The organism is Shimia aestuarii (assembly GCF_022814865.1).
Taxonomy (GTDB): Bacteria; Pseudomonadota; Alphaproteobacteria; order Rhodobacterales; family Rhodobacteraceae; genus Shimia; species Shimia aestuarii_A.
Genome location: NZ_JAKVRD010000011.1, coordinates 1 through 24,517 on the forward strand (window position 1 = coordinate 1; position 24,517 = coordinate 24,517).

The window sequence follows — 24,517 nt, forward strand, 5'->3', positions numbered from 1 at the left end:
TTCCGAAACTCCCGAACCTCAGTCCGTCGCCCCGTCTGGCGTCCCGTTGTGCGCCTCAGCGCCGCCGGTGAGGGGGTATTTACGGATAACACCAAACACCCGCAACCCCTTTTTCGCAATTTCGTCATCTTTTTTTGAATTTTCTGATTTTTCCCATGTTTTGAGGGGGTTGCACGCAATGCGTTTCAAAACCGGCCGCCATCACGCAAGAATGTTACCGCCTATCATGGGCCAGAAATGCTGCAGGTGCAGTTATCCACAGGGTTGCTCGGGAATGAGCGCCTCAGACGCCCGAGTCAGACCGGGAATCCGCCGGAATCGCGTGTCGGTATCACGTCGGTATTGCGTCTGTATCGCGTTGGTGGCGGATTCGGGGCGACAGATCGAGGCGACTCGGGTGTGGGGCCCGATCAAGGGCCCCACGGACCGAGTCAGGCAGCGCGCATGCGCCGGCGTCGGGGAATACGGCGCAGCGACAGAAGAAGAAGCACCGCGCCGAGATAGAGGAGCGGCTCGATCTGAAAGCCCTTCACCAGCAACACGTAATGCACCGCCCCTAGGATCGCGACGAGGTAGGTCAGTTTGTGCAGCGTGATCCACTTTCGCCCCAACCGCCGGACGGATGTGTTGTTTGACGTGATTGCAAGCGGCACCATGAGAAGGAACCCGGCCATGCCAATGGTGATATAGGGACGCTTCACGATGTCGGCCCAGACCTGCGAGGCGATCTGCACATCGAGGACGAACCACACGAGCAGATGCAGCGCGATATAGAAGAAGGTCAGCAGACCGAGCGCGCGGCGGAACTTCAGGATGTTCAAACCGACGAAACGGCGTAGCGGCGTCACCAGCAGCGTCACCAACAGGAGCTGAAGCCCGGCTTTACCGATTGCGTGCTCCAGCGCCTTGACCGGATCAACGCCAAGCGCCCCGGTCATCCCCTGATAGAGAAGCCAGACCGGATAAAGCACACCGAGTATATAGAGAGGCCATGTCGGCACGCGCCTCAGCCAGAGATTCAGGTGGTCAATCATGGCTCAGAAGTTCTTGGTCAGGTCCATGCCACTATAGAGAGATGCGACCTCTTTCTCGTAGCCATTGAACATGAGGGTCGGTTTGCGCTTGGCAAAGAAGCCGCCGCCGATGGGCCGTTCCGTTGCCTGCGACCAACGCGGGTGATCCACCTCCGGGTTCACATTACTATAGAAGCCATACTCGGCGGCGTTCGCCTTGTTCCAGCTTGTCGGCGGTTCGCTATCCGTCAGGGTGATACGCACAATCGACTTGATCGACTTGAAACCATATTTCCACGGCACCACGAGACGGATCGGCGCGCCATTCTGGTTCGGGATCGGTTTGCCATAGATACCCGTCGCCATGAGGGTCAACGGGTGCATTGCCTCATCAAGGCGCAATCCCTCGACATAAGGCCATTCAAGAACCGGGAAGCGTTGGCCCGGCATTTCCTCGGGGCGCACGAGGGTTTCAAAGGCTACATACTTTGCCCCCTCTTTGACCCCGGCCATATCGAGAAGATCGGCAAGCTCGAACCCGTTCCACGGCACGACCATCGACCACGCCTCGACACAGCGGAAGCGGTAGATGCGTTCCTCGATCGTCATCTTCGCGAGAATGTCGCCCAAGGCATACGAACCGGGCCGTTCCACCATGCCGTCGATCTCAATGCTCCACGGCTCAGTGGTCAGGCGGTCGGCATATTTGAGCGGGTCGCCCTTGCCGGTGCCGAACTCATAGAAGTTGTTGTAGCTCGTGATTGCTTTCTCGTCCGACGGCTCGAGCGTTTCGGCGCGCGCAGCTGGGGCGGCCAGCCCGGCAAGCCCGACACCGGCCAGCCCGGCGATGATTTGGCGTCGATTCATGAAGAGCGACTCGGGCGTCACATCCTCTTGGGTCAGGTCGGGGGTCCAGCGTTTGGCCATGGTCTATCCTCTTTGGTTTCTAAAAGAGGTATCGCCCCAGCCCGCCAAAGCCAAAGCACAGGTTCTCACGTTGGCGGGAGGGAATTGTAACTTGGATAGATCTTGTTCATCGGCACGGACCGACCATTCGGCTGCACGAGGCGCACGTGGCGGCGGCGCATCTGGCGCGGTTCGGATACGCCAACGGAATGAGCGATGGTCTCCACTTCCTTGATGACCGCCTTGGCATAGCGCGCGACCCGCTTGTATTTACGTTCGACCACGAGCCCCTTTTGCAGACGTTCGTCATGCGTGGTGATCCCTGTCGGGCAGGTGTTCTTGTTGCACTTGAGCGCCTGGATACAGCCGAGAGAGAACATGAAACCACGCGCCGAGGTCACGAAATCCGCTCCCGCCGCGATGGCCCATGCCACATCGCCGGGATTGACCAGCTTGCCCGAGGCGATGACGCGGATGCGGTCATGCAGGTGGAATTCATCGCGCAGATCGACGATCAGCGGCAGCGCCTCTCGCACGGGCATCCCCACCAGATCAATCAGCGGCATGGGCGCGGCCCCGGTGCCGCCTTCGCCGCCATCAATGGTAATGAAGTCCGGCGCCATATCCGAGCCACGCCGGTCAATCGTCTCGAACAATCCACGCATGGCGTCTTCGGAACCCGCGACCGTCTTGATGCCGACCGGCTTGCCTGTGACCTCGCGAATATGGGCGATCATGTCGAGCAGGTGATCGAAGGTGTCGATCTCCTTGTGGCGGTTTGGCGAGATACCGTCCTGTCCAACGCGCAGGCCGCGGATCTCGGCGATCTCTTCGGTCACCTTGGCGCCGGGCAGGATACCGCCCTTGCCGGGCTTGGCCCCTTGGGCGAGTTTGATCTCGAACATGCGGATTTGCGGATGGGCCGCGACGGCGCGCAGTTTCTCATCCGAAAGGCCGCCGTGTTCATCGCGCACGCCGAATTTCGCGGTGCCGATTTGAAACACGAGGTCACAGCCCGCAGCGAGGTGAAACGGTGACACCCCACCCTCGCCCGTGTTGAGCCAGACGCCCGCCTCTTTCGCGCCTTGGGCCAGCGCCTCGACAGCGGGGCGCGAGATCGCCCCATAAGACATGCCGGAGATATTGAAGAAGGACGGCGCGAGGAAAGGCGCGCGCGCGGTCGGCCCGATCAAAAGCGGTTCGGTCGAGGCGAATTGATCGTCGAGCGGCGGAAAGGGGTCGTTGACGAAGATCGTCGTGCCCACGACGCTCAGGTTGCGGGTTGATCCGAAAGCCACGGTATTGCCCTTGCCCTCGCCCGCCCGCGTGACCCAGTCGCGCTGTGCCCGGTTGAAGGGGAGTTCCTCACGGTCCATGGCAAAGAAGTACTGACGGAAGAATTCCCCGAGCGTCGAGAACCAATGTCGGAAGCGCCCGATGAGCGGGTAGTTGCGGCGGATCGCGTCGCCTTTCTGGACCCGGTCGATGATGAAGAGCGCCAGCGCCACCATCAGCAGCAGCCCAACCAGACCCACGAAAATCAGACCGAGAAACTCGACGATATGAAAGGCGCCGCCGACAGACATATTCAAAACTCCTGATGTTTTGTTTGATCCGCAGCCCTGTCCCATGTATCAAGGGCGCAAACCTGTATGTGTTAAGAGTGCGGTGTCTATTGGCGCGCCGCAAGGGAAAGTATTTCGGGAGGACCACATGAAGACATTTTTCCTGGCCATCGCGCTGGCCATTGGCGCGACGCTTGCTGCGGCGGAGGAGACCGCGGTGACCTATACGGTCGACCAAGACTATGACGACGTCATCTTCGGCCTTGAAAGCGCGATCACCGATGAGGGGCTTCTGATCGACGCCGTGAACCATGTCGGCGCGATGCTCGAACGCACTAAGGAGGATGTCGGGGGAACACAGACCGTATTCCTCAAGGCAGAGGTCTTTAGCTTCTGCTCGGCCACGCTCTCGCGGAAAGTTATGGAAGCGGACCCGATGAACCTCCAGTTCTGCCCCTATGGCATCTTCGTCATGCAGACCCCGGAAAACCCCGAGCAAACCACCATCGGCTACCGCATCATGCCGGAAGGGCCGATGAAAGAGGTCGAGGCTCTGCTTGAGAAGATCGTGCAGGGCGCGATTGAGATGTGAGGCGGGGGAGTAGGCCCGTTAGAAAGCGCCGTTGGTCGGAGACGATCAGCGGCGTTTTTTTACGGAGCAAGGAAATAGCAGGCTTTAGACACGAGGTAAGGGTTCACCACACGGTCATTCTTTCCGTAGGTAGGAACTTTCGAGAGCCTAAGAGCCGCCGGAAAGCCACTTCAACTTTGTCGCGAAGGTCGTAGAACTCTTCCATGCTGATGTTGTTGATCTTGAAGCCGTCGTTGGGATCGGCGTGTGCCAGAAGGCTGACACCGACCACATACGAATAGATATCAAAGGCTATGCCTTTGATATCTTGGCTCGCCGACTCCACCGCGAGTGCGTTTAGCGCGTCGGAAAGCTCGTGGAAGAGATAGTGGTCCCAGACACCCTCCTCGTGCAGCCGGCCCACGAACGAACCAGCCGAGTAATGTGGGCTAGTAACTGAATTCTGGCCGATAATGATTAGTGCTTCATGCGTGTCCATGCTCGGACGTTAGAGCAATGGAGTTTTCCCGGCAACGACCGCGCAATGGGCTAGGAACCACCACAAGCTGCGTTGCATTCACAGGGCCGCTCAAGCCCATTCAAACTCATTCATGCCACCCCGCCCCCCAAACAAAAACACCCCCGCAGAACCCTGCGGGGGTGTTCTAGATTCAGGCCTCAAGCGACCTATCTTCTCTTAATGCACCACGGCATCGTCCGGTTTGGGGCGATTGCTCGCGCCGATGCGGTCGCCGATGATGAGGCCATCGGCGCCGGCGCTGACGGGGACGGTGTCGCCGTCGAGGATCTCGCCGCCGAGGAGCATTTCGGCCAGCGGGTTCTGCAAGGCGCTTTGGATCACGCGCTTGAGCGGGCGGGCACCGAAGACCGGGTCATAGCCCTCATCGGCCAGCCATTTGCGCGCGTCCGCGTCGAGGGAGATCTCGATCTTGCGCGATGCGAGACGCTTCTTGAGGCGGGCAAGCTGAATATCCACGATACCGTCCATATCCCCACGGCCAAGACGGTCGAAGATGATCGTCTCGTCGAGGCGGTTGAGGAATTCCGGGCGGAAATGGGCGCGCACGGCGTCCATCACATCGCGCTTGGCCTCGCTCGCATCGGCCCCATCCGGCAGCCGCGACAGCGCCTGTGCCCCGAGGTTCGAGGTCAGGATGATGAGCGTCTGCTTGAAATCGACCGTGCGGCCCTGACCATCGGTCAGCACACCATCGTCCAGGACCTGCAACAGCACGTTGAACACGTCCGGATGCGCCTTTTCGACCTCATCGAAAAGGACGACCTGATAGGGGCGACGGCGCACCGCTTCGGTGAGCACCCCACCCTCGTCATAGCCGACATAGCCCGGAGGCGCGCCGATCAGGCGGGCAACCGAATGTTTCTCCATGAACTCGGACATGTCGATACGCACCATCGCGTTGTCGTCGTCAAAGAGGAACTCGGCCACGGCTTTGGTCAGCTCGGTCTTGCCAACACCCGTCGGCCCGAGGAACAGGAAGCTCCCAAGCGGGCGGTTCTCGTCGTTAAGCCCGGCCCGTGCGCGGCGCACGGCATTGGCGACGGCGGTCACGGCGGCATTTTGGCCGATCACGCGAGCATGAAGGTCGTCTTCCATGCGCAGGAGTTTCTCGCGCTCGCCTTCGAGCATCTTGGAGGTCGGGATACCCGTCCAACGCTCCACCACGGCAGCGATCTGCTCGGGGCGCACGGCCTCTTCGACCGTGACGCCATCTTCCTGCGCCTCGGCCTCGGAGAGCTGTTTCTCAAGCTCGGGGATCACGCCATAGGACAGCTCCCCCGCCTTGCCGAGATTGCCTTCGCGCTTGGCGATGTCGAGTTCGGCGCGCGCCTGGTCGAGTTTTTCCTTGAGATCACGCGCGGAGGCGAGCTTATCGCGCCCGGCCTGCCATTGTGCCGTCATCTCGGCGGATTTCTCCTGAAGATCGGCGAGGTCTTTCTCGAGTTTCTCGAGCCGGTCTTTCGACGCGGTGTCGTCCTCGACCCGAAGCGCCTCAGCCTCGATCTGTTTCTGCAGGATTTCGCGGTCCAGCGCGTCGAGTTCTTCCGGCTTGGAATCCACCTCCATGCGCAGGCGCGACGAGGCCTCGTCCACGAGGTCGATCGCCTTATCCGGCAGGAAACGGTCGGTGATATAACGGTGCGAGAGCGTCGCCGCCGACACAAGCGCCGAGTCGGAGATGCGCACACCGTGGTGAAGCTCGTACTTCTCCTTGATGCCGCGCAGGATCGAGATCGTGTCCTCGACCGTCGGCTCGGCGATCATCACCGGTTGGAAGCGGCGGGCAAGGGCGGCGTCTTTCTCGACATATTTGCGATACTCGTCGAGCGTCGTCGCACCGATACAATGCAATTCCCCCCGCGCAAGCGCCGGTTTGATGAGGTTGGCCGCATCCATCGCGCCATCGGATTTGCCCGCGCCCACAAGCGTGTGCATCTCGTCGATGAAGAGGATGATCTGGCCCGCGGCCTCGGTCACTTCGGTGAGGACGGCCTTGAGGCGTTCCTCGAATTCACCGCGGTATTTCGCACCAGCGATGAGCGCGCCCATATCAAGCGCGAGGAGTTTCTTGTTGCGCAGGGATTCGGGCACGTCGCCATTGATGATCCGAAGCGCCATACCTTCGGCAATCGCGGTCTTACCGACGCCCGGTTCACCAATGAGGACTGGGTTGTTCTTGGTCCGGCGCGACAGAACCTGCATGGCGCGGCGAATCTCGTCGTCGCGGCCGATGATCGGGTCGATCTTGCCCTGTTCGGCGGCCTCGGTCAGGTCACGCGCGTATTTCTTGAGCGCGTCATAGCCCTCTTCGGCGCTGGCCGAGTCGGCGGTGCGGCCCTTGCGAATATCGTTGATCGCAGAGTTGAGCGCCTGTGCGTTCACCGCGCCCGTCTCAAGCGCGTCCTTGGCCTTGGATTTGACCATGACGAGCGCCATGAGGATACGCTCCACCGGCACGAAACTGTCGCCCGCTTTCTTGGCGAGGGTCTCGGCCTCGGCAAGCACCTTGGCGGTTGTGTTGTCGAGATAGGTTTGCCCGGCATCGCCGCTCACCTGCGGGATCTTCCCAATGGCAAGGTCAACCGCTTCGCGGACCCGCTCGGGCGCACCGCCAGCGCGTTTGATAAGGTTGGCCGCGAGCCCCTGCTCGTCGTCCATCAGTGCTTTTAGAATATGCTCGGGTGCAAGCCGCTGATGGCTTTCCCGCATTGCAATGGTCTGCGCTGCCTGAATAAACCCGCGCGACCGTTCCGTGAACTTGCTCAAGTCCATGGTCTCTCTCCTTTTTACAAGCGCCCGCGTCCTGAAGCGCCCGCTTTGCGGCACGCCCCTTGTTTGGGCCTCGTATCTCATTTGGGCAATGCGTCACGTGGGTTCAAGACCCATGCGACAAAACCGTCCCACTAGACAAGCGCCGGGGCGTGGACGCAGACTAATCCTTATGTCCCGTCTAGCTGATATCCGAGCCAAGAGCCGTCTTCGTGACATCCTCGAGGGCCAGCCGCAGCATATCGGCATGGCGGTCTTCATGGCCTGCGGCGCGGTGTTTCTCCTGCGCGAAGGGTTTGGCCCGGATCAATACACCCCGCTCGGCCTCGATGCGGCGCGATGGGCGATGATCGGCATTGCCTTCGCGATCCTGCATCAGGTGATCGTGGCGATTGGCTTTCGCCTGCAACTACATTGCAACCTGCTGTCGCGGCTTTTCGGGCGCTGGGACATGGCGATCTGGGCGGCCCTGTTCATGCCGCTTCTTGTGGCGCGACCGGTCTTTGTCAGTCTGGTGGGATGGACCGATTCCGTCCCGATCACCGAGTCGCGTGGCGTCGAGATCGCGCTTGGCCTCGCGCTCCTGGCCCCGGCGATCTGGGGGATGCATTCGGTTCTGGTGCATTTCACCATCCCTCGCGCCTTTGGCGGGGATCACTTTCGTGACGAGATCGCCGCCCTACCGCTCGTGAGCAAGGGCGTGTTCCGCTACGTGGACAATGCAATGTACGGGGTCGTCTTCCTTGGGCTATGGGGAATCGCGCTTCTCTTCGGGTCTTGGAACGCCCTCATCCTCGCCGCGTTTCAACACGCTTATATCTGGGTGCATATGTATACGGTCGAAGGCCCCGACATGGCGTGGATCTATGGAGACAGGGTTGAAGCGGAATCGGAACAGGGCTAAGCAACGGCGAGCCACAGGAGCCTTCCCATGACCGCAGATGACCGCCTGATTGTCGCCCTCGACGTGCCCAACGCGCTTGAGGGCTTGAAGCTTGCCGAGACGATCGGCGATGCCGTGTCCTTCTACAAGATCGGCCTTGGCATGCTGACCGGCGGGGGCCTCGCGCTCGCCAACGAACTCAAGCAGGATCATGGCAAGCGCATCTTCCTCGACATGAAGCTCTTCGATATCGGTGCGACGGTGGAGAACGCGGTGCGCGGACTGACGCAGTTTGATCTCGATTTCCTGACCGTGCATGGCGACCCATATGTCGTGAAGGCCGCCAAGGAAGGCGCGGCGGGCAAGGATTTGAAAATCCTTGGCGTGACCATCCTGACCTCGCTTGACCGGAATGACCTTGATGGCGCGCTTATCAAGGATGGCGATATCCGCGATCTCGTGCAGGAACGCGCGGGCAAGGCGTTCGAGGCCGGGGCCGATGGCGTCATCGCCTCGCCGCAAGAAGCGGCACTCATCCGCGCCCTGCCCGAAGCAGAAGGCCGCCTCATCGTGACCCCCGGCGTGCGTCCGACCGGCGCGGCGCTTGGCGATCAGAAACGCGTCGCCACCCCGGCCAGCGCGATTTCGGATGGCGCGGACCATATCGTCGTGGGCCGCCCGGTCTGGCAAGCACCGAGCCCGCGCGACGCCGCCCGCGCGATTGTCGTTGAGTTGGCCGCTCTCTAAGGCACTGCCCTGTGTTAGGCTGTGTTCATGCAAGCACTTTGCCGCGATTGCCTGACCTCGTTTGACACGGAGGGGCGCTGCCCCTCCTGCGGTAGCCTGCGCGTCGTGCGTCACCCAGAACTATTCGACCTCTCCATCGCGCATATGGATTGCGATGCGTTCTATGCGAGCGTCGAGAAGCGCGACAATCCCGACCTCCGCGACAAGCCCGTCATCATCGGCGGCGGGCGGCGCGGCGTCGTCTCAACCGCCTGCTATGTGGCGCGCATCCGAGGCGTGCGCTCGGCCATGCCGATGTTTCAGGCGCTCAAGCTCTGCCCTGATGCCGTGGTGATCCGTCCGCGCATGGAAGTCTATGCCGATATCTCGCGCAAGATCCGCGCGATGATGGACGAGATGACCCCGATCATAGAGCCTCTCTCGCTCGATGAAGCATTCATGGACCTCTCTGGCACGGCGAAACTCCACGGTGCGCCACCGGCGGTCATGCTTGCGCGACTGACCAAGCGCATGAAGGAGGAGCTCGGCCTCACCGGCTCGATCGGTCTCAGCCACAACAAGTTCCTCGCCAAAGTGGCCTCGGACCTCGAAAAGCCACGCGGGTTCTCTGTTATTGGCAAGACGGAAACCGCGGATTTCCTACATGACAAACCGGTGCGCATGATCTGGGGCGTGGGGGCCGCAACGCAGGCCTCTCTTGACCGCGCAGGCATCCATACCTTTGCTGATCTCCTGCGCTGGGACGAACGCGACCTGACGGCGCGGTTCGGCTCGATGGGAACCCGGCTCTGGCATTTGGCGCGGGGCGAGGACCGGCGCCGCGTCTCGGCCAACGCACCGATGAAATCTATCTCCAACGAGACCACCTTTTTCGAGGATACCGGCAACCTCGATATCCTCGACGGGCATCTCTGGCGGATGGCGGAAAAAGTCTCGGACCGGGCCAAGGCCAAAGGCAAGGCGGGCCGGGTTGTCACGCTCAAACTCAAGCGCGCCGATCATAGCCTGATCTCGCGCCGCATTGCCCTCAGGGACGCGACGCAAATGGCCGACACCGTGTATCACGAGGCACGCGCGCTCTTTGACCATGTGGGCGATCAAGGGCCCTATCGCCTTCTCGGTGTTGGCCTCTCCGATCTTGTGTCGGCGGAGGCGGCAGACCTCTATGGCGACCTTCTCGACCCGAAGGCCGCACAACGGCGCAAGGCCGAACGCGCCACGGACGAGATTCGCAAAAGGTTCGGAAGCGACGCAATCCTCAAGGGGCGCTCCATGCGCTAACGCTACTCCGCCGCGAGGCTTTGGCGCGGAAGGCCGAGTCCCACAAGCTCGGACACCACCGTGTCGATGAGGGCCTTGAAGCTGTCGAAGTTGCTATTGGGGAGAATCTCTTTCTCATCGAGATACAGCGCGCGGTCGATCTCGATCTGGATCGCGTGCTGCTTGCGGGCGGGACGCCCATAATGGCGCGTCACATAGGCCCCGGCAAAAGGTGCATTGCGCGCGACCCGCAGGCCCGCCCCGGCAAAGATCGCCTCGATCTGGTCCACGATCTCCGACTCGGCAGACGCGCCAAAGCGATCCCCAAGGACGATCTCCGGGCGCGACAGGCCCGAGCGCGCGACACTGTTCACCGCCTCGTGCGGCATGGAATGGCAATCAATGAGAATCGCCCGCCCGAACGTTTCGCGCGATTCATCGAGAAGCGCCTGAAGCTGCGTGTGGTAGGGGCGCCAGTATTTCTCGATTCGCGCCTCGGCCTCGGAGAGGGGCATCTTGCCCTCGTAGATCGGCCGCCCGTTCGAGACCACGCGGGGAATCACGCCGAGCCCGGAGGCGACGCGCGGATTGTGTGGCGCCTTGGAAACCCCCCGGATCAGGGCCGGGTCGAGTTCGTTGGAATCGCGGTTGAGATCAAGGAAGGCCCGTGGCGCCCCGGCAACGAGAAAGGGCGCACCGTATTGCGGTGCACTCTCGAAGAGCTTGTCGACAAAGGCATCTTCAGAGCTTCGGATCGTATGGGCATCAAGAAGCGAGCGGCGCACGAACCATTCCGGATAGTCACAAGCACTATGAGGCGACGCAAAAACCACCGCAGAGGTCCTCTCGGACGGGCGCAGAAGTGTAAACGGGCGCTTCGGCATCGGTTCTCCTGATGCGACCGGCGTTTGCCCAGTGATAGCGGGCTCATGGCGGGGCGCATGCAACGCTCTTCAGTGTCTCCGCATCCCGCCAGACGCCATGTCTCAGGCTTTGGGCGGGACGCTTTGTTAAAAAAATATATAGCCTGAAAAAGAAAGGAACCAAAAGCCCTTGAACCCTGCCGCGATTCCTTTTAAAGACCCCGCTACCGGCGCGGAATTCCGCGCCCCTGTTTGTTCGGGGGCAAGTTTTTCAGTTGGTTAGAGTGGGCGATTAGCTCAGCGGTAGAGCACTTCGTTGACATCGAAGGGGTCACAAGTTCGATCCTTGTATCGCCCACCATTCTTATTCACCGCTCCCATGTTTGGGGGTGCCCGTTCAACCCGGCGCATGTCGCGCCCAATTGAGGAGAAAGGCCATGAAGGTCAAGAACTCGCTCCGCTCGCTCAAGCAGCGTCACCGCGACTGCCGTGTTGTGCGCCGCAAGGGCCGCGTTTATGTCATCAACAAGACGCAGCGCCGCTTCAAGGCACGTCAGGGCTAAGCCCAGACGCCTTAGCGACCCGATCAAAGCCGCCCCTCGAGGCGGCTTTTTTCTTGTCTGCTGCCGATCACCGGCCATGAAAAAACCCGCCGCGCCGGGAGGTCAGCGGGCGGGTTTTCTCATTGGAGGAGAGGTGGTTAAAGCGTTTCGAGAAAAACCTGAGGCGCAGCTTTTCGCGAAACGCGTGCAACATATGAACGTCGCACGCGTTTCACCTTATCTTCGTGCCTCAGGTATAATGTGAAACGCTTTAGTCGTATTTCCGTTGATCTTCGATGACGATGCCATCCTTGGGAAGACTATCTGGCGCGACGATCTCGATCTTGCCCTTGAGCTTGAGCGTGTCCGCCACAGAGGCGCCATAGGCGGTGGCGTCGTCCGCCGTTGTCTCGATCTGGACGGTCATCACATCCATCTCGCCGTCGCGGGTGGCAATCACACGCGCTTTCGAGACTTCCTCATGCTTGGCCACGAATTGCGCGACCTGCTCGGGGCGCACGAACATGCCCTTAATCTTGGCAGTCTGGTCCGCGCGGCCCATCCAGCCCTTGATACGCATGTTGGTCCGACCACAGGGGCTTTCGCCTTCCATCACCGCCGAAAGATCGCCCGTCGCGAAACGGATCAGCGGGTAATCGGGGTTGAATGTCGTGACCAGAACCTCGCCAACTTCGCCCGGTGCGACCGGGGTGCCGGTGCCGGGGGTGACGATCTCGATCAGCACACCCTCGTCGACGATCATGCCTTCCATGGCTTCAGATTCGTAGGCAACCGACCCGAGATCGGCCGTACCATAGCCCTGAAGACACTGAATGCCGCGATCGGCATATTCCTGACGCAGCGAGGGAAAGAGCGCCCCGCCGCCGACGATGGCCTTGGTGATCTTGAGCGTCTCGCCCATCTCGTCGGCCTTATCGAGGATGATCTTGAGGTAGTCGGGCGTCCCGGCGTAGGCGGTCGTGCCGATATCGGCGGCAGCGCGCACCTGAAGCTCGGTCTGGCCAATGCCCGCGGGAAGCACCTTGGCGCCGACAGCGCGTGCACCGCTTTCAAACATGATCCCCGCCGGGGTCAGGTGATAGGCGAAGCAGTTGTGCACAATATCGTCTTTGCCGATCCCCGCAGCATGAAGTGCGCGGCCAAAGCGGAACCAATCGCCGCCGTTGCTGCCGGGTTCGTAGATCGGACCGGGGGATTGGAAGACGTGGGAAATGCTCTCGCGAGTCATGTCGGCATATCCCCCGAGCGGAGGATGCGCCTTCTGCGCCGCGCCGATTTCGGACTTGCGCAGAACCGGAAGCGCGACAAGATCTTCCACGCTCGTGATCTTGGCGGGATCCACGTCGGCGAAGGCTTCGGCATAGCCCGGAAGCGCCTTGGCGCGGGCGATCTGCTCGGGAAGCTTCTTGGCGATATCCGCCGCGCGGTCTTGCGCGGAGCGCGTTTCCAGGGTGTCGAAATACTGGCTCATCAGGCCGTCCTCTTCATCTGCGCGGACCCAATCACGCGGGTCGCTCTATGCCCTTTGGGCGTAGCTGTCTCGGGAACAGGGCGGGATCGCCCTGCTCGGTGATATCTTTGGTCGTGTCAGACCTTGGGCCGGATATGTCAGGCGGTCATCCGGCAACCCGCGGTCCCGTGCTTAGCTCAGCCAACGCTTGCGGCGACGATAGGAACGCACATCGCGGAACGACTTGCGGCCCTCGTCGGACATGCCGAGGTAGAATTCCTTCACGTCCGGGTTCTCGCGCAGTTCGGCAGCGGGGCCGTCCATCACGATACGACCACTTTCAAGAATGTAGCCATAATGCGCATAGCGCAGCGCGACGTTGGTGTTCTGCTCGGCGAGAAGGAAGGTCACGCCCTCGTTCTCGTTGAGGCTTTTGACGATCCCGAAGATCTCTTCCACGAGCTGCGGCGCGAGGCCCATCGACGGTTCGTCAAGAAGGATCGTCTCGGGGCGGGACATGAGCGCGCGGCCAATGGCAACCATCTGCTGCTCACCGCCCGAGGTATAGCCAGCCTGCGATTTGCGGCGTTCGCGCAGGCGGGGGAAATAGTCATAAACCATCTCAAGATCGCGGGCGACCTCGGCGCCGGAGCGGGTATAGGCCCCGGTCAGCAGGTTTTCTTCAACGGTCAGGTGTTCGAAGCAATGGCGCCCTTCCATGACCTGGATCACGCCTTTCTTCACAAGCCCAGCCGGGTCAAAACCCTCGAGCTTTTCACCTCGATATTGGATCGAGCCCTTCGTCACCTCACCACGCTCCGATTGAAGCAGGCTGGAGATGGCTTTGAGCGTCGTGGTCTTGCCGGCGCCGTTGCCGCCGAGAAGCGCGGTGATGCCGCCCTTGGGGACCGAAAGGCTGACACCTTTCAGCACGAGGATCACGTGGTTGTAGATCACCTCGATGTTGTTGACCTCGAGAAGGGTCTCTTCAGTGTGACCAGCGTCGAGCATGTGCCTTGTCTTTCCTGTCGCGTTTGGGATCCCCCGGCCGGATCAGGCCCGGCCGGGGAAAAGTCACTACCGTGTGCTTACTTGCACTGCGGCTCGATGTTGTTCTCGGAGGCATACGAGGCCGAGTCGGCTTCGATCAGGCCACCGATGACTTCGGTGTCGGTCGGTTTGAAGTCAGAGATCAGCGACCAGGTCTTGGTGTCCGCGTCCCACTGGGTCACACCAACGAGGCCGGGGCCACCGTGGTTTTCGCAGGAAACGTTGAACGCCGGACCAAAGTTCGGCATGCCGAGGGCCGCCATTTTCTCTTCGGTGATCTCGAGGGCTTCCATACCGTCGCGCATCATCGCCGGGGTGATGTCCTTGGTGCCGTGGATGTCCATCGCGGTTTTCGCGGCTTCTGCTGCGAGCATCGCGGCATAGAGACCACGGTTGTAGAGGACGTTACCGATCTGATCGCCAGCACCGGCTGCTTTACCCGTATCGACAACATACTTCTGGATGTCGTCGAAGACCGGGAAGTCGCGGCCAACGTTGTGGAAGGTCAGAGCCTTGTAGCCATCCGACGCAGCGCCCGAGGGCAGCACGTCATGCTCGGCACCGGACCACCAGATACCGATGAAGTTTTCCATCGGGAAACGGATGTTCGCGGCTTCCTGAATGGCAACCTGGTTCATCACGCCCCAGCCCCACATCACGACATAGTCGGGACGCTCGCGGCGGATCTGAAGCCACTGCGACTTCTGTTCCTGACCGGGGTGGTCGACCGGCAGAAGGCTCAGCTCGAAGCCGTGCTTCTTCTGGAGCTCTTCGAGGGTACGGATCGGTTCCTTACCATAGGCCGAGTTGTGATAGACCAGCGCGATGCGCTTGCCTTCGATGTTGCCATCGTTGGTTTCGAGCAGGTAGTTGATCGCGCCCGAAGCACCGTTCCAGTAGTTCGCCGGATAGTTGAAGGTGTGGCTGAACACGTCGCCGTTTGCCGCCGAGGTCCGACCATAGCCCATGGTGTGCATCGGGATGTCGTCTGCGGTGGTTTTCGGGATCAGCTGATAGGTGATGCCGGTCGAAAGCGGCTGATACACCAGAGCGCCTTCGCCCTTGGTCGATTCGTAGCACTCAACGCCTTTTTCGGTGTTGTAGCCGGTTTCACACTCGACCATGCGGGTCGGCACACCGTTGATGCCGCCATCACGCTCGTTGAGCAGGGTGAAATAGTCGGCATACCCGTCTGCAAACGGGATACCACCCGCGGCGTAGGGGCCGGTGCGGTAGCTAAGCGACGTGAACGTCAGGTCAGCCAGCGCAGGGGCTGCGGCCATAACGGCGGCAACTGCAGTGATAATTGTCTTTTTCATCGGGTTAATCCTCCCTTTGGTTTGTCCGATGTTGTGGTCCGGGGCCTCCTCCTGCCCCGAATGGTATGGTCGCGGCCCCGCCTTAGTGCGGGAAGGGCCACAGCCGAAGTTTCTCCTTAGCCACGCGCCAGAGTTGGGCGAGACCATGGGGTTCCGCGATCAGGAAGACGATAATAAGCGCCCCCACGATCAGGAATTCGAAATGCGCCGCTGTATCCGTCGGCCAGCCGAGGCTCCCGACGAGCACGTTCTTCAGGAACACCGGCAGCAGGACGAGGAACGCCGCACCGGCAAAGCTCCCGAAGATCGATCCAAGTCCGCCGATGATGATCATGAACAGCACGAGGAACGATTTGTTGATGCCAAAGGCTTCGCCAACTTCCACGGCCCCAAGATAGACCGAGAAGAACAGCGCGCCGGAAATCCCGATAAAGAAACCGGAGACGGCAAAGGCGCTTAGCTTGGCGGTCAGCGGGTTCACCCCGATGATCTCGGCGGCGATGTCCATGTCGCGAATGGCCATCCATTTCCGGCCCGTCATGCCACGCGTCAGGTTACGGGCAATGATGGCGCTCCCGACCAGGAAGACAAGGCAGAACAGGTAAACCGCCCAAGCTTCGGTGTTGGGACCGGTGACCTCGATGCCGAACACCGTGCGTTCCGGCGCGTTGATCTGACCCGAGGCAGAGTAGTTGTAGAACCACGGCACCCGGTTGAAGAGCCAGACGAGGAAGAACTGCGCCGCGAGCGTCGCCACCGCGAGGTAGAACCCCTTGATGCGCAGCGACGGCAGACCGAACAGAACACAGACAATCGCCGTGATTCCCCCGGAAAAGATGACGTGGAAGAAGATATTGATCTCGGGGAAGCCGGTCATGAACTTGTAGCAGGCATAGGCCCCCACAGCCATGAACCCCCCGGTCCCGAGAGACACCTGCCCGCAGTAGCCCACGAGGATGTTCAGACCAATCGCCGCAATGGCGTAGATCAGGAACGGCAGGAAGATCGCGCTGGCCCAGTAATCATTGATGATGAACGGGATGACCAGGAACGAGACCAGCAGCACGAAGTAATAGCGATACCGGTCGAAACGGATCGGGAATGTCTGGTTGTCAGCAGCATAGGACGTTTTGAAATCGCCCGCTTCACGATAGAACATTGTTTCTTATCTCCCCTCGACCTCGGCAACCGCTTCGGCGTTTATTTCGTGTGCGCGGTTGCGTTCTTCCGCGCTGAGTTGGTTGGTGCGGCGGGCATAGCCGGTGGCTTCTGCCGCGCGCACAAGACGGAAATAGGCAAGCATCCCAACGATCAGGCCGACAAAGGCCAGGATTGCAGCGGTGGTCATCTGGGCGGAGCCAAGATCACCCGATGTGAGGGCGATGTATCCGAAGGCCCAAAACCCAGACCACGCGACCACGTTGAGAACGGCAATCAGCTTGCTCATGATGCTACACCCTCTCGATGATCTTCTCGCCGAACAGACCTTGCGGACGGAAGACGAGGAAGAGGAGCGCGAGCACGTAGGCGAACCAGTTTTCGGTTGCACCGCCGAGCATCGGGCCGAATTGATATTCGAAGAGCTTTTCGCCCACCCCGATGATGAGCCCGCCGACAATCGCGCCGGGGATCGAGGTAAAGCCGCCAAGCATCAGCACCGGAAGCGCCTTGAGAGCGATCAGGGAGAGCGAGAACTGCACCCCGGATTTGGCACCCCACATGACGCCGGCGACGATGGCAACGAAGCCTGCGAGCGACCACACCAGAACCCAGATGAAGTTCAGCGAGATACCGACCGACAGCGCGGCCTGGTGATCGTCAGCCACGGCGCGCATGGCGCGGCCTTGCTTGGTATATTGCGCGAAAAGAACGAGCGCGATCACGAGGATGGCCGCCACGACGGTCGCCACCATATCGAGGTTATCGATATACATCCCGTAGTAACGCGCACCTTCGGCAGCCCAACCCGCCGTCAGGTCTTCGATGGCAAAGGAGCCACCCTGCGGCAGACCAACATCAAGCGTCTTGATGTCCGAGCCCCACATCAGGTCACCAAGACCTTCCATGAAATAGGCCAGACCGATGGTCGCCATGAAAAGGATGATTGGCTCCTGCCCGACGAGATGCCGGAACACGAAGCGCTGCACACAATAGGCCAGCGCCACCATCACCACCATGGTGAATAGGATGCCGAAGAAGGCATTGATATGCCACCCAAAGTGGTGAATCTCAGTGCCCAGAACAGCGTTGATGAGGTGGCTGAAAGGGACTTGCCCTTCCATGATCCCAACAAGCGTCAGAGCCGAGAAGAGCGCCATGACGCCCTGTGCGTAGTTGAAGATTCCCGACGCCTTGTAGATGAGCACGAAGCCCAGAGCGACGAGTGCATAGAGGACGCCAGCCATGAGGCCGTTCATCGTCACTTCCATGAAGTTTAGAAATGCTACGGGCATATTGCCTGTCCTCCTTAGTCGTGCGCCACGCCGAGATAGGCGTCGATCACTTCCTGATTGTTGCGCACCTCGTCGGGGGTGCCGTCACCGATCTTCTTGCCGTAGTCCATGACCACGACACGGTCGGAAAGGTCCATCACCACGCCCATATCGTGTTCGATAAGCGCGATCGTGGTTCCGAATTCGTCGTTCATGTCGAGAATGAAGCGCGACATGTCTTCCTTTTCCTCGACGTTCATGCCGGCCATCGGCTCATCGAGAAGCAGGATCGAAGGCTCCGCTGCAAGTGCACGCGCAAGTTCCACACGCTTCTTGAGACCATAGGGCAGACGGCCCACAGGGGTTTTCCGGATGGCCTGGATTTCGAGGAAGTCGATGATCTTCTCGACGAACTCGCGGTTCTCAACTTCTTCCTTCTCGGCCTTACCCTTCCATAGCGCCTGAGACAGAAGCCCGGCGTTCATCTGGCGCAAACGCCCTGTCATCACGTTATCAAGCACGGACATGCCTTCAAAAAGCGCGATGTTCTGGAAGGTCCGGGCGATGCCCTGCTGCGCGACCTGATAGGGTTTCATCGGCGGGCGCTTCTTGCCCTTGTACCAAACCTCGCCTTCCTGCGGGACATAGAACCCCGAGATCACGTTGAGCATCGACGATTTCCCGGCACCGTTCGGGCCGATGATCGCACGAATTTCGCCTTCGCGAATATCAAAGGAGATGTCTGTGATTGCCTTCACACCGCCAAAGCGCAGCGTGATGTTCTTCATTTCCATCACGGTCGGGCCGATGGTGCGGCCGTCCTCGGTGACGTAGCTTTCCTGCGTACTCATTCTGCGGCTACCTTGCTGGCGGTGGGGAAGACCTTGGCGTCGCGCAGCTCGAGCGTGGCGCTGATGCTGCCCTTGCGGCCATCCTCATAGGTGACTTCGGTTTTGGTCGAGACGGTCGTGGACCCGTCATAGAGCCCTTCCACGAGGTCTTTGAACTTCTCCGCCACGATGACACGGCGCACCTTGCGGGTCCGGGTCATCTCGCCGTCATCGGCATCGAGTTCCTTGTGCAGAACGAGGAAGCGATGGATCTGGCAGCCCGAAAGCATCGGGTCTTGCGCGACCGATTCATTCACGGCTTCCACGTGCTGCTGAATCGACTCGAGCACACGCGGGTGTCCGGCAAGCTCTTGGTACGATGCATAGGCGACGTTGTTCCGCTCGGCCCAGTTGCCGACCGCCGTCAGGTCGATGTTGATGAAGGCAACGCATTTCTCCTTGCCATTGCCAAACAGCACCGCCTCGAGAATGTCGGGATAGAACTTGAGCTTGTTCTCGACATATTTCGGAGCGAACATGGACCCATCGGCCATTTTGCCCACATCTTTCGCGCGGTCGATGATGCGCAGGTGGCCTGTCTCTTCCTCGAAGAAACCGGCATCGCCCGTGGCAACCCAACCCTCTGCGTCCTTGGTCGATGCCGTGGATTCGGGGTTGTTGTAATATTCGACAAAAACGCCCGGCGAGCGGTAGTAGATCTCGCCGTTGTCCTCGATACGGATCTCAACGTCCGGCGCAGGCACACCGACGGTATCGGCGCGCACTTCGCCATCGGGCTGCACCGTGATGAACACGGTCGCCTCGGTCTGGCCGTAGAGCTGTTTGAGGTTGATACCGAGCGAGCGGTAGAACTCAAAGATCTCCGGCCCGATCGCCTCACCAGCGGTATAGCCGACACGCACACGACCAAAGCCGAGCGTGTCCTTGAGCGGCCCATAGACGAGTGCATTGCCCAGCGCGTATTTCAGGCGATCCATCGCGCCGACGGGTTTGCCGTCGAGGATCTTGCCACCGACCTTCTTGGCGTGGGCCATGAAGTAATGGAACATCTTGCGCTTGAAGTTGCCCGCGTCTTCCATCCGGATCATGACGTTGGTCAGCTGCGTCTCGAAAATCCGCGGCGGCGCAAAATAGTAGGTCGGCCCGATCTCGCGCAGGTCGGTCATCATCGTGTCCGCGCTTTCGGGACAGTTGACGCAGAACCCGCACCAATAGGCCTGACCGAGCGAGAAGATGAAGTCCCCGACCCATGCCATTGGCAGGTACGAAAGGATTTCTTCGCCCGCGCCAAGATTGTCGAACTCAGCCGAGTTCTTGGCGCTTTCGATCACGTTGCGATTCGACAGAACCACACCCTTCGGCTTGCCCGTGGTGCCCGAGGTGTAGAGCATCACACAGGTGTCGTCATAGGTCAGCTTTTCACGGCGTGCCTTGAGATCGGTGATGAACTCGTCATAGGCGGCACGGCCCTGATTCTGAATATGGCTATATTCATGGAGCGCATGGTGATCGTATTTCCGCATGCCGCGCGGATCGATATAGATCATGTGCTCAAACTGGTGCAGGTGCTCTTGGATCTCGATGATCTTGTCGACCTGCTCTTGGTCCTCGACGATCGCGAAGCGCGCGCCGCAATGACCAAGAATATATTCCATCTCTTCCGCCGCGCTGTCGTTGTAGACAGGAACCGGAACCGCGCCCACAGATTGGGCCGCGGTCATTGCGAAATAGAAATGCGGGCGGTTGCGCCCGATGATGGCGATGAAATCGCCTTCGTTTACCCCAAGGTTGATGAGACCGAGGGCCAGAGCTTCGACCTCTTTCTCGGTTTCCGCCCAGGTCCAGGTCTGCCAGATCCCGAACTCCTTCTCCCGATATGCGGACTTCTCCGCATAGAGGGTGGCGTTCCGCTGCAAAAGCGCCGGAATGGACGCAAGTCCCCCGGTCGCCTGTGACGACTGTGCCAAATTATATTCCTCCCTTAAGCCCGCCTCCACGGGCCAAATCGCCGAAGCGATTCCTATGACCAATAAGGTGCGGGAATCACACTGGTCGTCAACTTTTTCCTGAACATTTCCCAAATCTTACGAATTGTAACAGGATCGATTTGAGACTTTCCGCCCCCCGCGCCGGGTGCTAGCGAATAAGAGGGAGGACGTTCCATGGAGGCCAGCTCCGCAAGCCGACAGACGATGATCAACGCGGGTCTGAACCTGATCCAGCAAGCGTTGACCATCTATGACAGCGATCTAAAGCTCGTGGTTGCGAACCGCCGCTTCCGCGACATGTTTCGCCTGCCCGACCCGTTCAATACGCCGGGCGCCGATTTCGGCGCCACGATCCGTTATCTCGCGGAACAAGGCGAATATGGCGATATCTCTGATATCGATGCCTTTGTGCAGTCCCGCGTTGATCAGGCGATGGCCTTTGAGCCGCATTACCTTGAGCGTCGGATGAAGAACGGCCGCTGGATCAGTGTCGAAGGCTCGCCCTTGCCCGAAGGCGGCTGGGTCGCGGTCTATACCGACATCACCCGCACCAAGCGACAAGAACAACTCCTGCGCTCGCGCTCTGAGGAGTTGTCGGATCAGCTTTTGCTTTACGCAGAAGAGCTCTCAGCCACCAACCGCCAGCTCGAATCAACGGTGACGGCGCTCGAAGAAGCCAAGCGGCAGATTTCCGAATCAGAGGCCCGCACCCGGCTCACGGCGGAAATGATGCCCGCCCATATCGCTCATGTCGGGCCAGACCGGCACTATACCTACTCGAACCGCCGCCTCTCTGCTGTGATGCCGGGGCGCGGGTCCGATATCATCGGTCGCCCGATCCGTGAGGTGCTCGGCGAGATCACCTACCGCGCCATTCGCCCCCACCTCGACGAAGCATTCAGCGGGCGGCAATCGGTGTTCGAGTTTACCGATCACGAATCGACCCGCCGAATCCGCGGGGCCTTTACCCCCGATGGCAACACCGGACAGGACCGCGGCGTCTATATCCTGTCGATGGATGTGACCGAGGAAACTCAGGCCCGCGTCGCCCTGCAACAGACCCGCCGTCGCGAGATTGCGGCGCAAATGACAAGCGGCCTCGCGCATGATTTCTCAAATCTGCTGACCGTGATCCTCGGTCTTCAAAGCAAACTGCAGCGCCTCAACCGCAACAAAGAAGCAGGCGAGTTGATCGAGGCGACGCTTGCCGCGGCGCGACGCGGCGGAACGCTCCTCGATCAGATCGCTGACATGACCGGTCATCGCGCGCCAGAGGTGCAGCCAACAGACATCACGCAATTCCTCACCGACTTGCACACGCTCGCCCATTCGACCCTGCCACCGGGCATTTCACTCGAGATAGACAACACGATCGCCTCCACGCCGATCCTCGTCGATCCCGGTATGTTGCAGGATTCGCTCGTCAACCTGATCCTCAACGCCCGCGATGCCTGTGACGGTGAGGGCGAAATTCGCATCTCGGCCTGCACCGTGCAGGATACATGGGTCCAGTTTCAGATTTTCGATACCGGCACCGGCTTTGGCGAAGAAGCGTTGAAACATGCGCTCGACCCCTTCTTTACCACCAAGGGCGCCGAAGGCTCCGGACTTGGTCTCGCCATGGTCTATGACATGACCAAGCTTGCAGGCGGCGAGGTCCGTATCGGCAATACCGAGACCGGGGGCTGCGTGACGCTGCGCCTGCCGCTCCGGCGTGGTAAGACCGATAGCAGCCCCGGCCTCGTCCTCCTTGTCGAAGACAATGCCGACCTGCGCGGGTTGATCCGCGAAATGCTGACCGGCATGGGTCATTCCGTGATCGAGGCCACATCGGTGGACGAGGCCCAAACGCTTATCGCCGACCTGCCCGATATCTCTCTTGTGCTGTCGGATATCTCTCTCGAAGGCGCCGCTACGGGCGTCGATCTCATCCGAGCCTTGCCCGCCGACGGCGTTCCGACATTCCTGATGACGTCCTTGCCGAAGACGCACCCGCTCTATATCGAGGGCGCGGCCCGGGCTCCGGTGCTATCCAAACCCTTCGATTCCGGCCGCTTGGCCGCTTTCCTGCATCCGAGGTAACGCGATGACCGCCCCGCTTGTGACCATTCTGGACGATGAACCGGAAATCCGCTCGATGCTCGCCGATGCGCTTGAGGATGCGGGCTTTCGCACCATGGGCTTTGGCCGCGCCACAGAGTTCGAAGCCATGCTCAAGACCACGGTGCCGGATGTCTGCCTCGTCGATCTGGGCCTGCCGGATAAGGACGGTCTCACCCTTGTGCATCGCCTCGCCCTCGAACAGGGCGCTGCCGTCATCATCATATCTGGCCGCGCCCATGTGAAGGATCGCGTAACGGGGCTCGAACTTGGGGCCGATGACTATATCATCAAGCCCTTCGATCCCGCCGAGGTCGTTGCCCGCGTCCGCGCACGCCTGCGCAAGGGAGCCACGACAACGCCTGCGACGGGCATGGTCGCGCGGTTCAATGGTTGGACGGCCTATTTCGATCGCTATGTGCTCGAGGATGAAACCGGCACGGAAACCCCGTTCAGCCATGCCGAGGGCGAAGTCCTGCGCCTTTTCCTCGAAAGCCCCAAGCGCCTTATAAGCCGGTCCCAGATGCAGGAAATCCTCGGTGGCGCGGCGGGCGAGAGTTTTGACCGGGCCATGGACGTGCGCATCTCTCGCCTGCGCACGAAGCTGCGCGAAGATCCGAAGAACCCCCGCCTTATCAAAACGATCTACGGCGCCGGATATATCTTTCTCGGGGATGTGAACTGGGCCTGAAACGGTCCCAACCACGGTTTAGCCCCCCAAACTCGGGTTCAGAGGCCCCGCCCCAAACCTTGGTCCAATAGCGCGACCCGTCCTTCCGCCGCATGTTCGCTTGAGCAACGACACACCTGTCGCCTGCCGCAACATGACAACGAAAGGACACCTCATGCTCAAACCGCTCACGCTCGCCGCCTGCATGGCACTCGCCGCACCGATCAGCGCTCAGGCCTCGTCGGACGACAGCTATGACTATGCCCGCTTGACGCCCGAAACCAAGGCCCAGATCCGTGCCCAGCTTACCGAAAAGGGCTATGAGGTGCGCAAGATCAAGATGGATGACGGCTACTACGAAGCCTACGCCCTGAAGGACGGCGCACGCCTGGAGATCTACCTCGACAAGGATCTGAAGATCGTCAAAACTAAGTCCGACGACTGAGGCACATCATGGCACGTATCAAGGTCTGGGATCCGTTTATCCGCCTGTTTCACTGGTCGCTTGTGATCCTCTTTGCGGCGAATTCCCTTTTCGTCGATGACGACAGCAAGCTGCACATCTGGGTCGGCTACGCGATCCTCGCCCTTGTCGGCCTGCGGATCGTCTGGGGGTTTGTCGGCACGCCCCATGCCCGTTTTGCCGATTTTCCCCCGTCCCTCAAGCGCGGTATGGCGCAACTTTCAGAGATGGCCACGCGGCGCAAACATGCCCATGCCGGGCATAGCCCGCTCGGCGCTCTCATGATCTATAACCTGATCCTGACGCTTCTTGTCATTTCGCTCTCTGGCTACCTGATGACCACCAATATGTTCTGGGGAACGGAATGGCCCGAAGAACTGCACGAGGTTGCCGTGGCCTGGGCCCAGATTTCCGTGGTCGCCCATATCGCCGCGGTCTTCTTCGAAACCCGGCGGCTCGGCGTGAACCTCGCGCGCGCGATGGTCACTGGCTATAAAAACATGTGACGGACCC

General features: G+C 60.4%; 24 protein-coding genes and 1 tRNA gene. 10 read left to right on the forward strand and 15 right to left on the reverse strand.

Annotated features, from left to right (window positions below):
- Positions 1 to 18 precede the first annotated feature (18 nt).
- The 4 genes from MK745_RS11945 to MK745_RS11960 all read right to left on the reverse strand — a co-directional run bounded on the left by MK745_RS11945 (position 19) and on the right by MK745_RS11960 (position 3,505).
- Positions 19 to 189 carry a hypothetical protein gene (locus tag MK745_RS11945; protein ID WP_243613531.1) on the reverse strand — a complete coding sequence of 57 codons (171 nt, stop codon included), beginning with the start codon at positions 187 to 189 and terminating at the stop codon, positions 19 to 21.
- A gap of 242 nt (positions 190 to 431) precedes the next feature.
- Positions 432 to 1,034, reverse strand: a complete 603-nt coding sequence (gene msrQ / locus MK745_RS11950; protein WP_243613532.1) for a protein-methionine-sulfoxide reductase heme-binding subunit MsrQ — start codon at positions 1,032 to 1,034, stop codon at positions 432 to 434.
- A 3-nt stretch (positions 1,035 to 1,037) separates the two neighbouring features.
- Positions 1,038 to 1,940: a protein-methionine-sulfoxide reductase catalytic subunit MsrP gene (msrP, locus tag MK745_RS11955; protein WP_243613533.1), complete on the reverse strand. Its 903-nt coding sequence runs from the start codon at positions 1,938 to 1,940 to the stop codon at positions 1,038 to 1,040.
- A 65-nt stretch (positions 1,941 to 2,005) separates the two neighbouring features.
- Positions 2,006 to 3,505, reverse strand: coding sequence for an FMN-binding glutamate synthase family protein (locus MK745_RS11960; RefSeq protein WP_243613534.1), 1,500 nt, complete (start codon positions 3,503 to 3,505; stop codon positions 2,006 to 2,008).
- 127 nt (positions 3,506 to 3,632) lie between these two features.
- Here MK745_RS11960 and MK745_RS11965 point away from each other — a divergent pair, with 127 nt between their 5' ends.
- A complete protein-coding gene (locus MK745_RS11965) occupies positions 3,633 to 4,076 on the forward strand; it encodes a DUF302 domain-containing protein (RefSeq protein ID WP_243613535.1) in 444 nt (147 codons plus the stop codon).
- Positions 4,077 to 4,179: 103 nt separating this feature from the next.
- Here the strand turns inward: MK745_RS11965 and MK745_RS11970 are convergent, their stop codons facing one another.
- Entirely contained in the window at positions 4,180 to 4,554 is a 375-nt protein-coding gene (locus MK745_RS11970) for an immunity 41 family protein (RefSeq protein WP_243613536.1), read from the reverse strand.
- Positions 4,555 to 4,752: 198 nt separating this feature from the next.
- A complete protein-coding gene (gene clpB, locus MK745_RS11975; RefSeq protein ID WP_243613537.1) occupies positions 4,753 to 7,368 on the reverse strand; it encodes an ATP-dependent chaperone ClpB in 2,616 nt (871 codons plus the stop codon).
- 169 nt (positions 7,369 to 7,537) lie between these two features.
- Between clpB and MK745_RS11980 the strand changes: the two genes are divergently transcribed.
- The 3 genes from MK745_RS11980 to MK745_RS11990 are packed head-to-tail and all read left to right on the forward strand — an operon-like array spanning position 7,538 to position 10,276.
- Positions 7,538 to 8,269 carry a phosphatidylethanolamine N-methyltransferase family protein gene (locus tag MK745_RS11980; protein WP_243613538.1) on the forward strand — a complete coding sequence of 244 codons (732 nt, stop codon included), beginning with the start codon at positions 7,538 to 7,540 and terminating at the stop codon, positions 8,267 to 8,269.
- Between the two features lie 27 nt (positions 8,270 to 8,296).
- Positions 8,297 to 8,995, forward strand: coding sequence for an orotidine-5'-phosphate decarboxylase (gene pyrF / locus MK745_RS11985; RefSeq protein ID WP_243613539.1), 699 nt, complete (start codon positions 8,297 to 8,299; stop codon positions 8,993 to 8,995).
- Positions 8,996 to 9,022: 27 nt separating this feature from the next.
- Positions 9,023 to 10,276, forward strand: a complete 1,254-nt coding sequence (locus MK745_RS11990; protein ID WP_243613540.1) for a DNA polymerase IV — start codon at positions 9,023 to 9,025, stop codon at positions 10,274 to 10,276.
- A gap of 2 nt (positions 10,277 to 10,278) precedes the next feature.
- Here the strand turns inward: MK745_RS11990 and MK745_RS11995 are convergent, their stop codons facing one another.
- Positions 10,279 to 11,139, reverse strand: a complete 861-nt coding sequence (locus MK745_RS11995) for an N-formylglutamate amidohydrolase (RefSeq protein WP_243613541.1) — start codon at positions 11,137 to 11,139, stop codon at positions 10,279 to 10,281.
- Positions 11,140 to 11,404: 265 nt separating this feature from the next.
- On the opposite strand from MK745_RS11995, the gene MK745_RS12000 reads away from it, so the two are divergent.
- Both MK745_RS12000 and ykgO read left to right on the forward strand, forming a co-directional pair.
- Positions 11,405 to 11,479: transfer RNA gene (locus MK745_RS12000), tRNA-Val, on the forward strand.
- A gap of 76 nt (positions 11,480 to 11,555) precedes the next feature.
- The gene (gene ykgO, locus MK745_RS12005; RefSeq protein WP_012177066.1) at positions 11,556 to 11,681 is read left to right on the forward strand and encodes a type B 50S ribosomal protein L36; all 126 of its coding nucleotides are present in this window, start codon (positions 11,556 to 11,558) and stop codon (positions 11,679 to 11,681) included.
- Between the two features lie 250 nt (positions 11,682 to 11,931).
- Here the strand turns inward: ykgO and MK745_RS12010 are convergent, their stop codons facing one another.
- The 8 genes from MK745_RS12010 to MK745_RS12045 form a co-directional block, all read right to left on the reverse strand.
- The gene (locus MK745_RS12010) at positions 11,932 to 13,152 is read right to left on the reverse strand and encodes a phenylacetate--CoA ligase family protein (RefSeq protein ID WP_243613542.1); all 1,221 of its coding nucleotides are present in this window, start codon (positions 13,150 to 13,152) and stop codon (positions 11,932 to 11,934) included.
- A gap of 171 nt (positions 13,153 to 13,323) precedes the next feature.
- Positions 13,324 to 14,142 (reverse strand): ABC transporter ATP-binding protein, encoded by an 819-nt coding sequence (locus tag MK745_RS12015; protein WP_243613543.1) that lies wholly within the window; start codon positions 14,140 to 14,142, stop codon positions 13,324 to 13,326.
- Positions 14,143 to 14,219: 77 nt separating this feature from the next.
- Positions 14,220 to 15,500, reverse strand: a complete 1,281-nt coding sequence (locus MK745_RS12020) for an ABC transporter substrate-binding protein (protein WP_243613544.1) — start codon at positions 15,498 to 15,500, stop codon at positions 14,220 to 14,222.
- An 82-nt stretch (positions 15,501 to 15,582) separates the two neighbouring features.
- On the reverse strand, positions 15,583 to 16,659 hold the full coding sequence (locus MK745_RS12025) for a branched-chain amino acid ABC transporter permease (RefSeq protein WP_243613545.1): 1,077 nt from the start codon (positions 16,657 to 16,659) through the stop codon (positions 15,583 to 15,585).
- A gap of 6 nt (positions 16,660 to 16,665) precedes the next feature.
- Positions 16,666 to 16,947, reverse strand: a complete 282-nt coding sequence (locus tag MK745_RS12030; protein ID WP_243613546.1) for a hypothetical protein — start codon at positions 16,945 to 16,947, stop codon at positions 16,666 to 16,668.
- Between the two features lie 4 nt (positions 16,948 to 16,951).
- Positions 16,952 to 17,953: a branched-chain amino acid ABC transporter permease gene (locus tag MK745_RS12035; RefSeq protein WP_411028149.1), complete on the reverse strand. Its 1,002-nt coding sequence runs from the start codon at positions 17,951 to 17,953 to the stop codon at positions 16,952 to 16,954.
- Positions 17,954 to 17,967: 14 nt separating this feature from the next.
- Positions 17,968 to 18,783 (reverse strand): ABC transporter ATP-binding protein, encoded by an 816-nt coding sequence (locus MK745_RS12040; RefSeq protein WP_243613547.1) that lies wholly within the window; start codon positions 18,781 to 18,783, stop codon positions 17,968 to 17,970.
- Positions 18,780 to 20,750, reverse strand: coding sequence for an AMP-binding protein (locus tag MK745_RS12045; protein WP_243613548.1), 1,971 nt, complete (start codon positions 20,748 to 20,750; stop codon positions 18,780 to 18,782). Before MK745_RS12045 ends, MK745_RS12040 begins: the two co-directional genes overlap by 4 nt.
- Positions 20,751 to 20,945: 195 nt before the next feature.
- Here MK745_RS12045 and MK745_RS12050 point away from each other — a divergent pair, with 195 nt between their 5' ends.
- The 4 genes from MK745_RS12050 (at position 20,946) to MK745_RS12065 (ending at position 24,510) form a co-directional block, all read left to right on the forward strand.
- Positions 20,946 to 22,853: a hybrid sensor histidine kinase/response regulator gene (locus MK745_RS12050; protein ID WP_243613549.1), complete on the forward strand. Its 1,908-nt coding sequence runs from the start codon at positions 20,946 to 20,948 to the stop codon at positions 22,851 to 22,853.
- A gap of 4 nt (positions 22,854 to 22,857) precedes the next feature.
- Entirely contained in the window at positions 22,858 to 23,562 is a 705-nt protein-coding gene (locus MK745_RS12055) for a response regulator transcription factor (protein WP_243613550.1), read from the forward strand.
- Positions 23,563 to 23,716: 154 nt separating this feature from the next.
- Positions 23,717 to 23,986 carry a PepSY domain-containing protein gene (locus MK745_RS12060; protein ID WP_243613551.1) on the forward strand — a complete coding sequence of 90 codons (270 nt, stop codon included), beginning with the start codon at positions 23,717 to 23,719 and terminating at the stop codon, positions 23,984 to 23,986.
- Positions 23,987 to 23,994: 8 nt separating this feature from the next.
- Positions 23,995 to 24,510, forward strand: a complete 516-nt coding sequence (locus MK745_RS12065) for a cytochrome b/b6 domain-containing protein (RefSeq protein WP_243613552.1) — start codon at positions 23,995 to 23,997, stop codon at positions 24,508 to 24,510.
- Positions 24,511 to 24,517 lie beyond the last annotated feature (7 nt).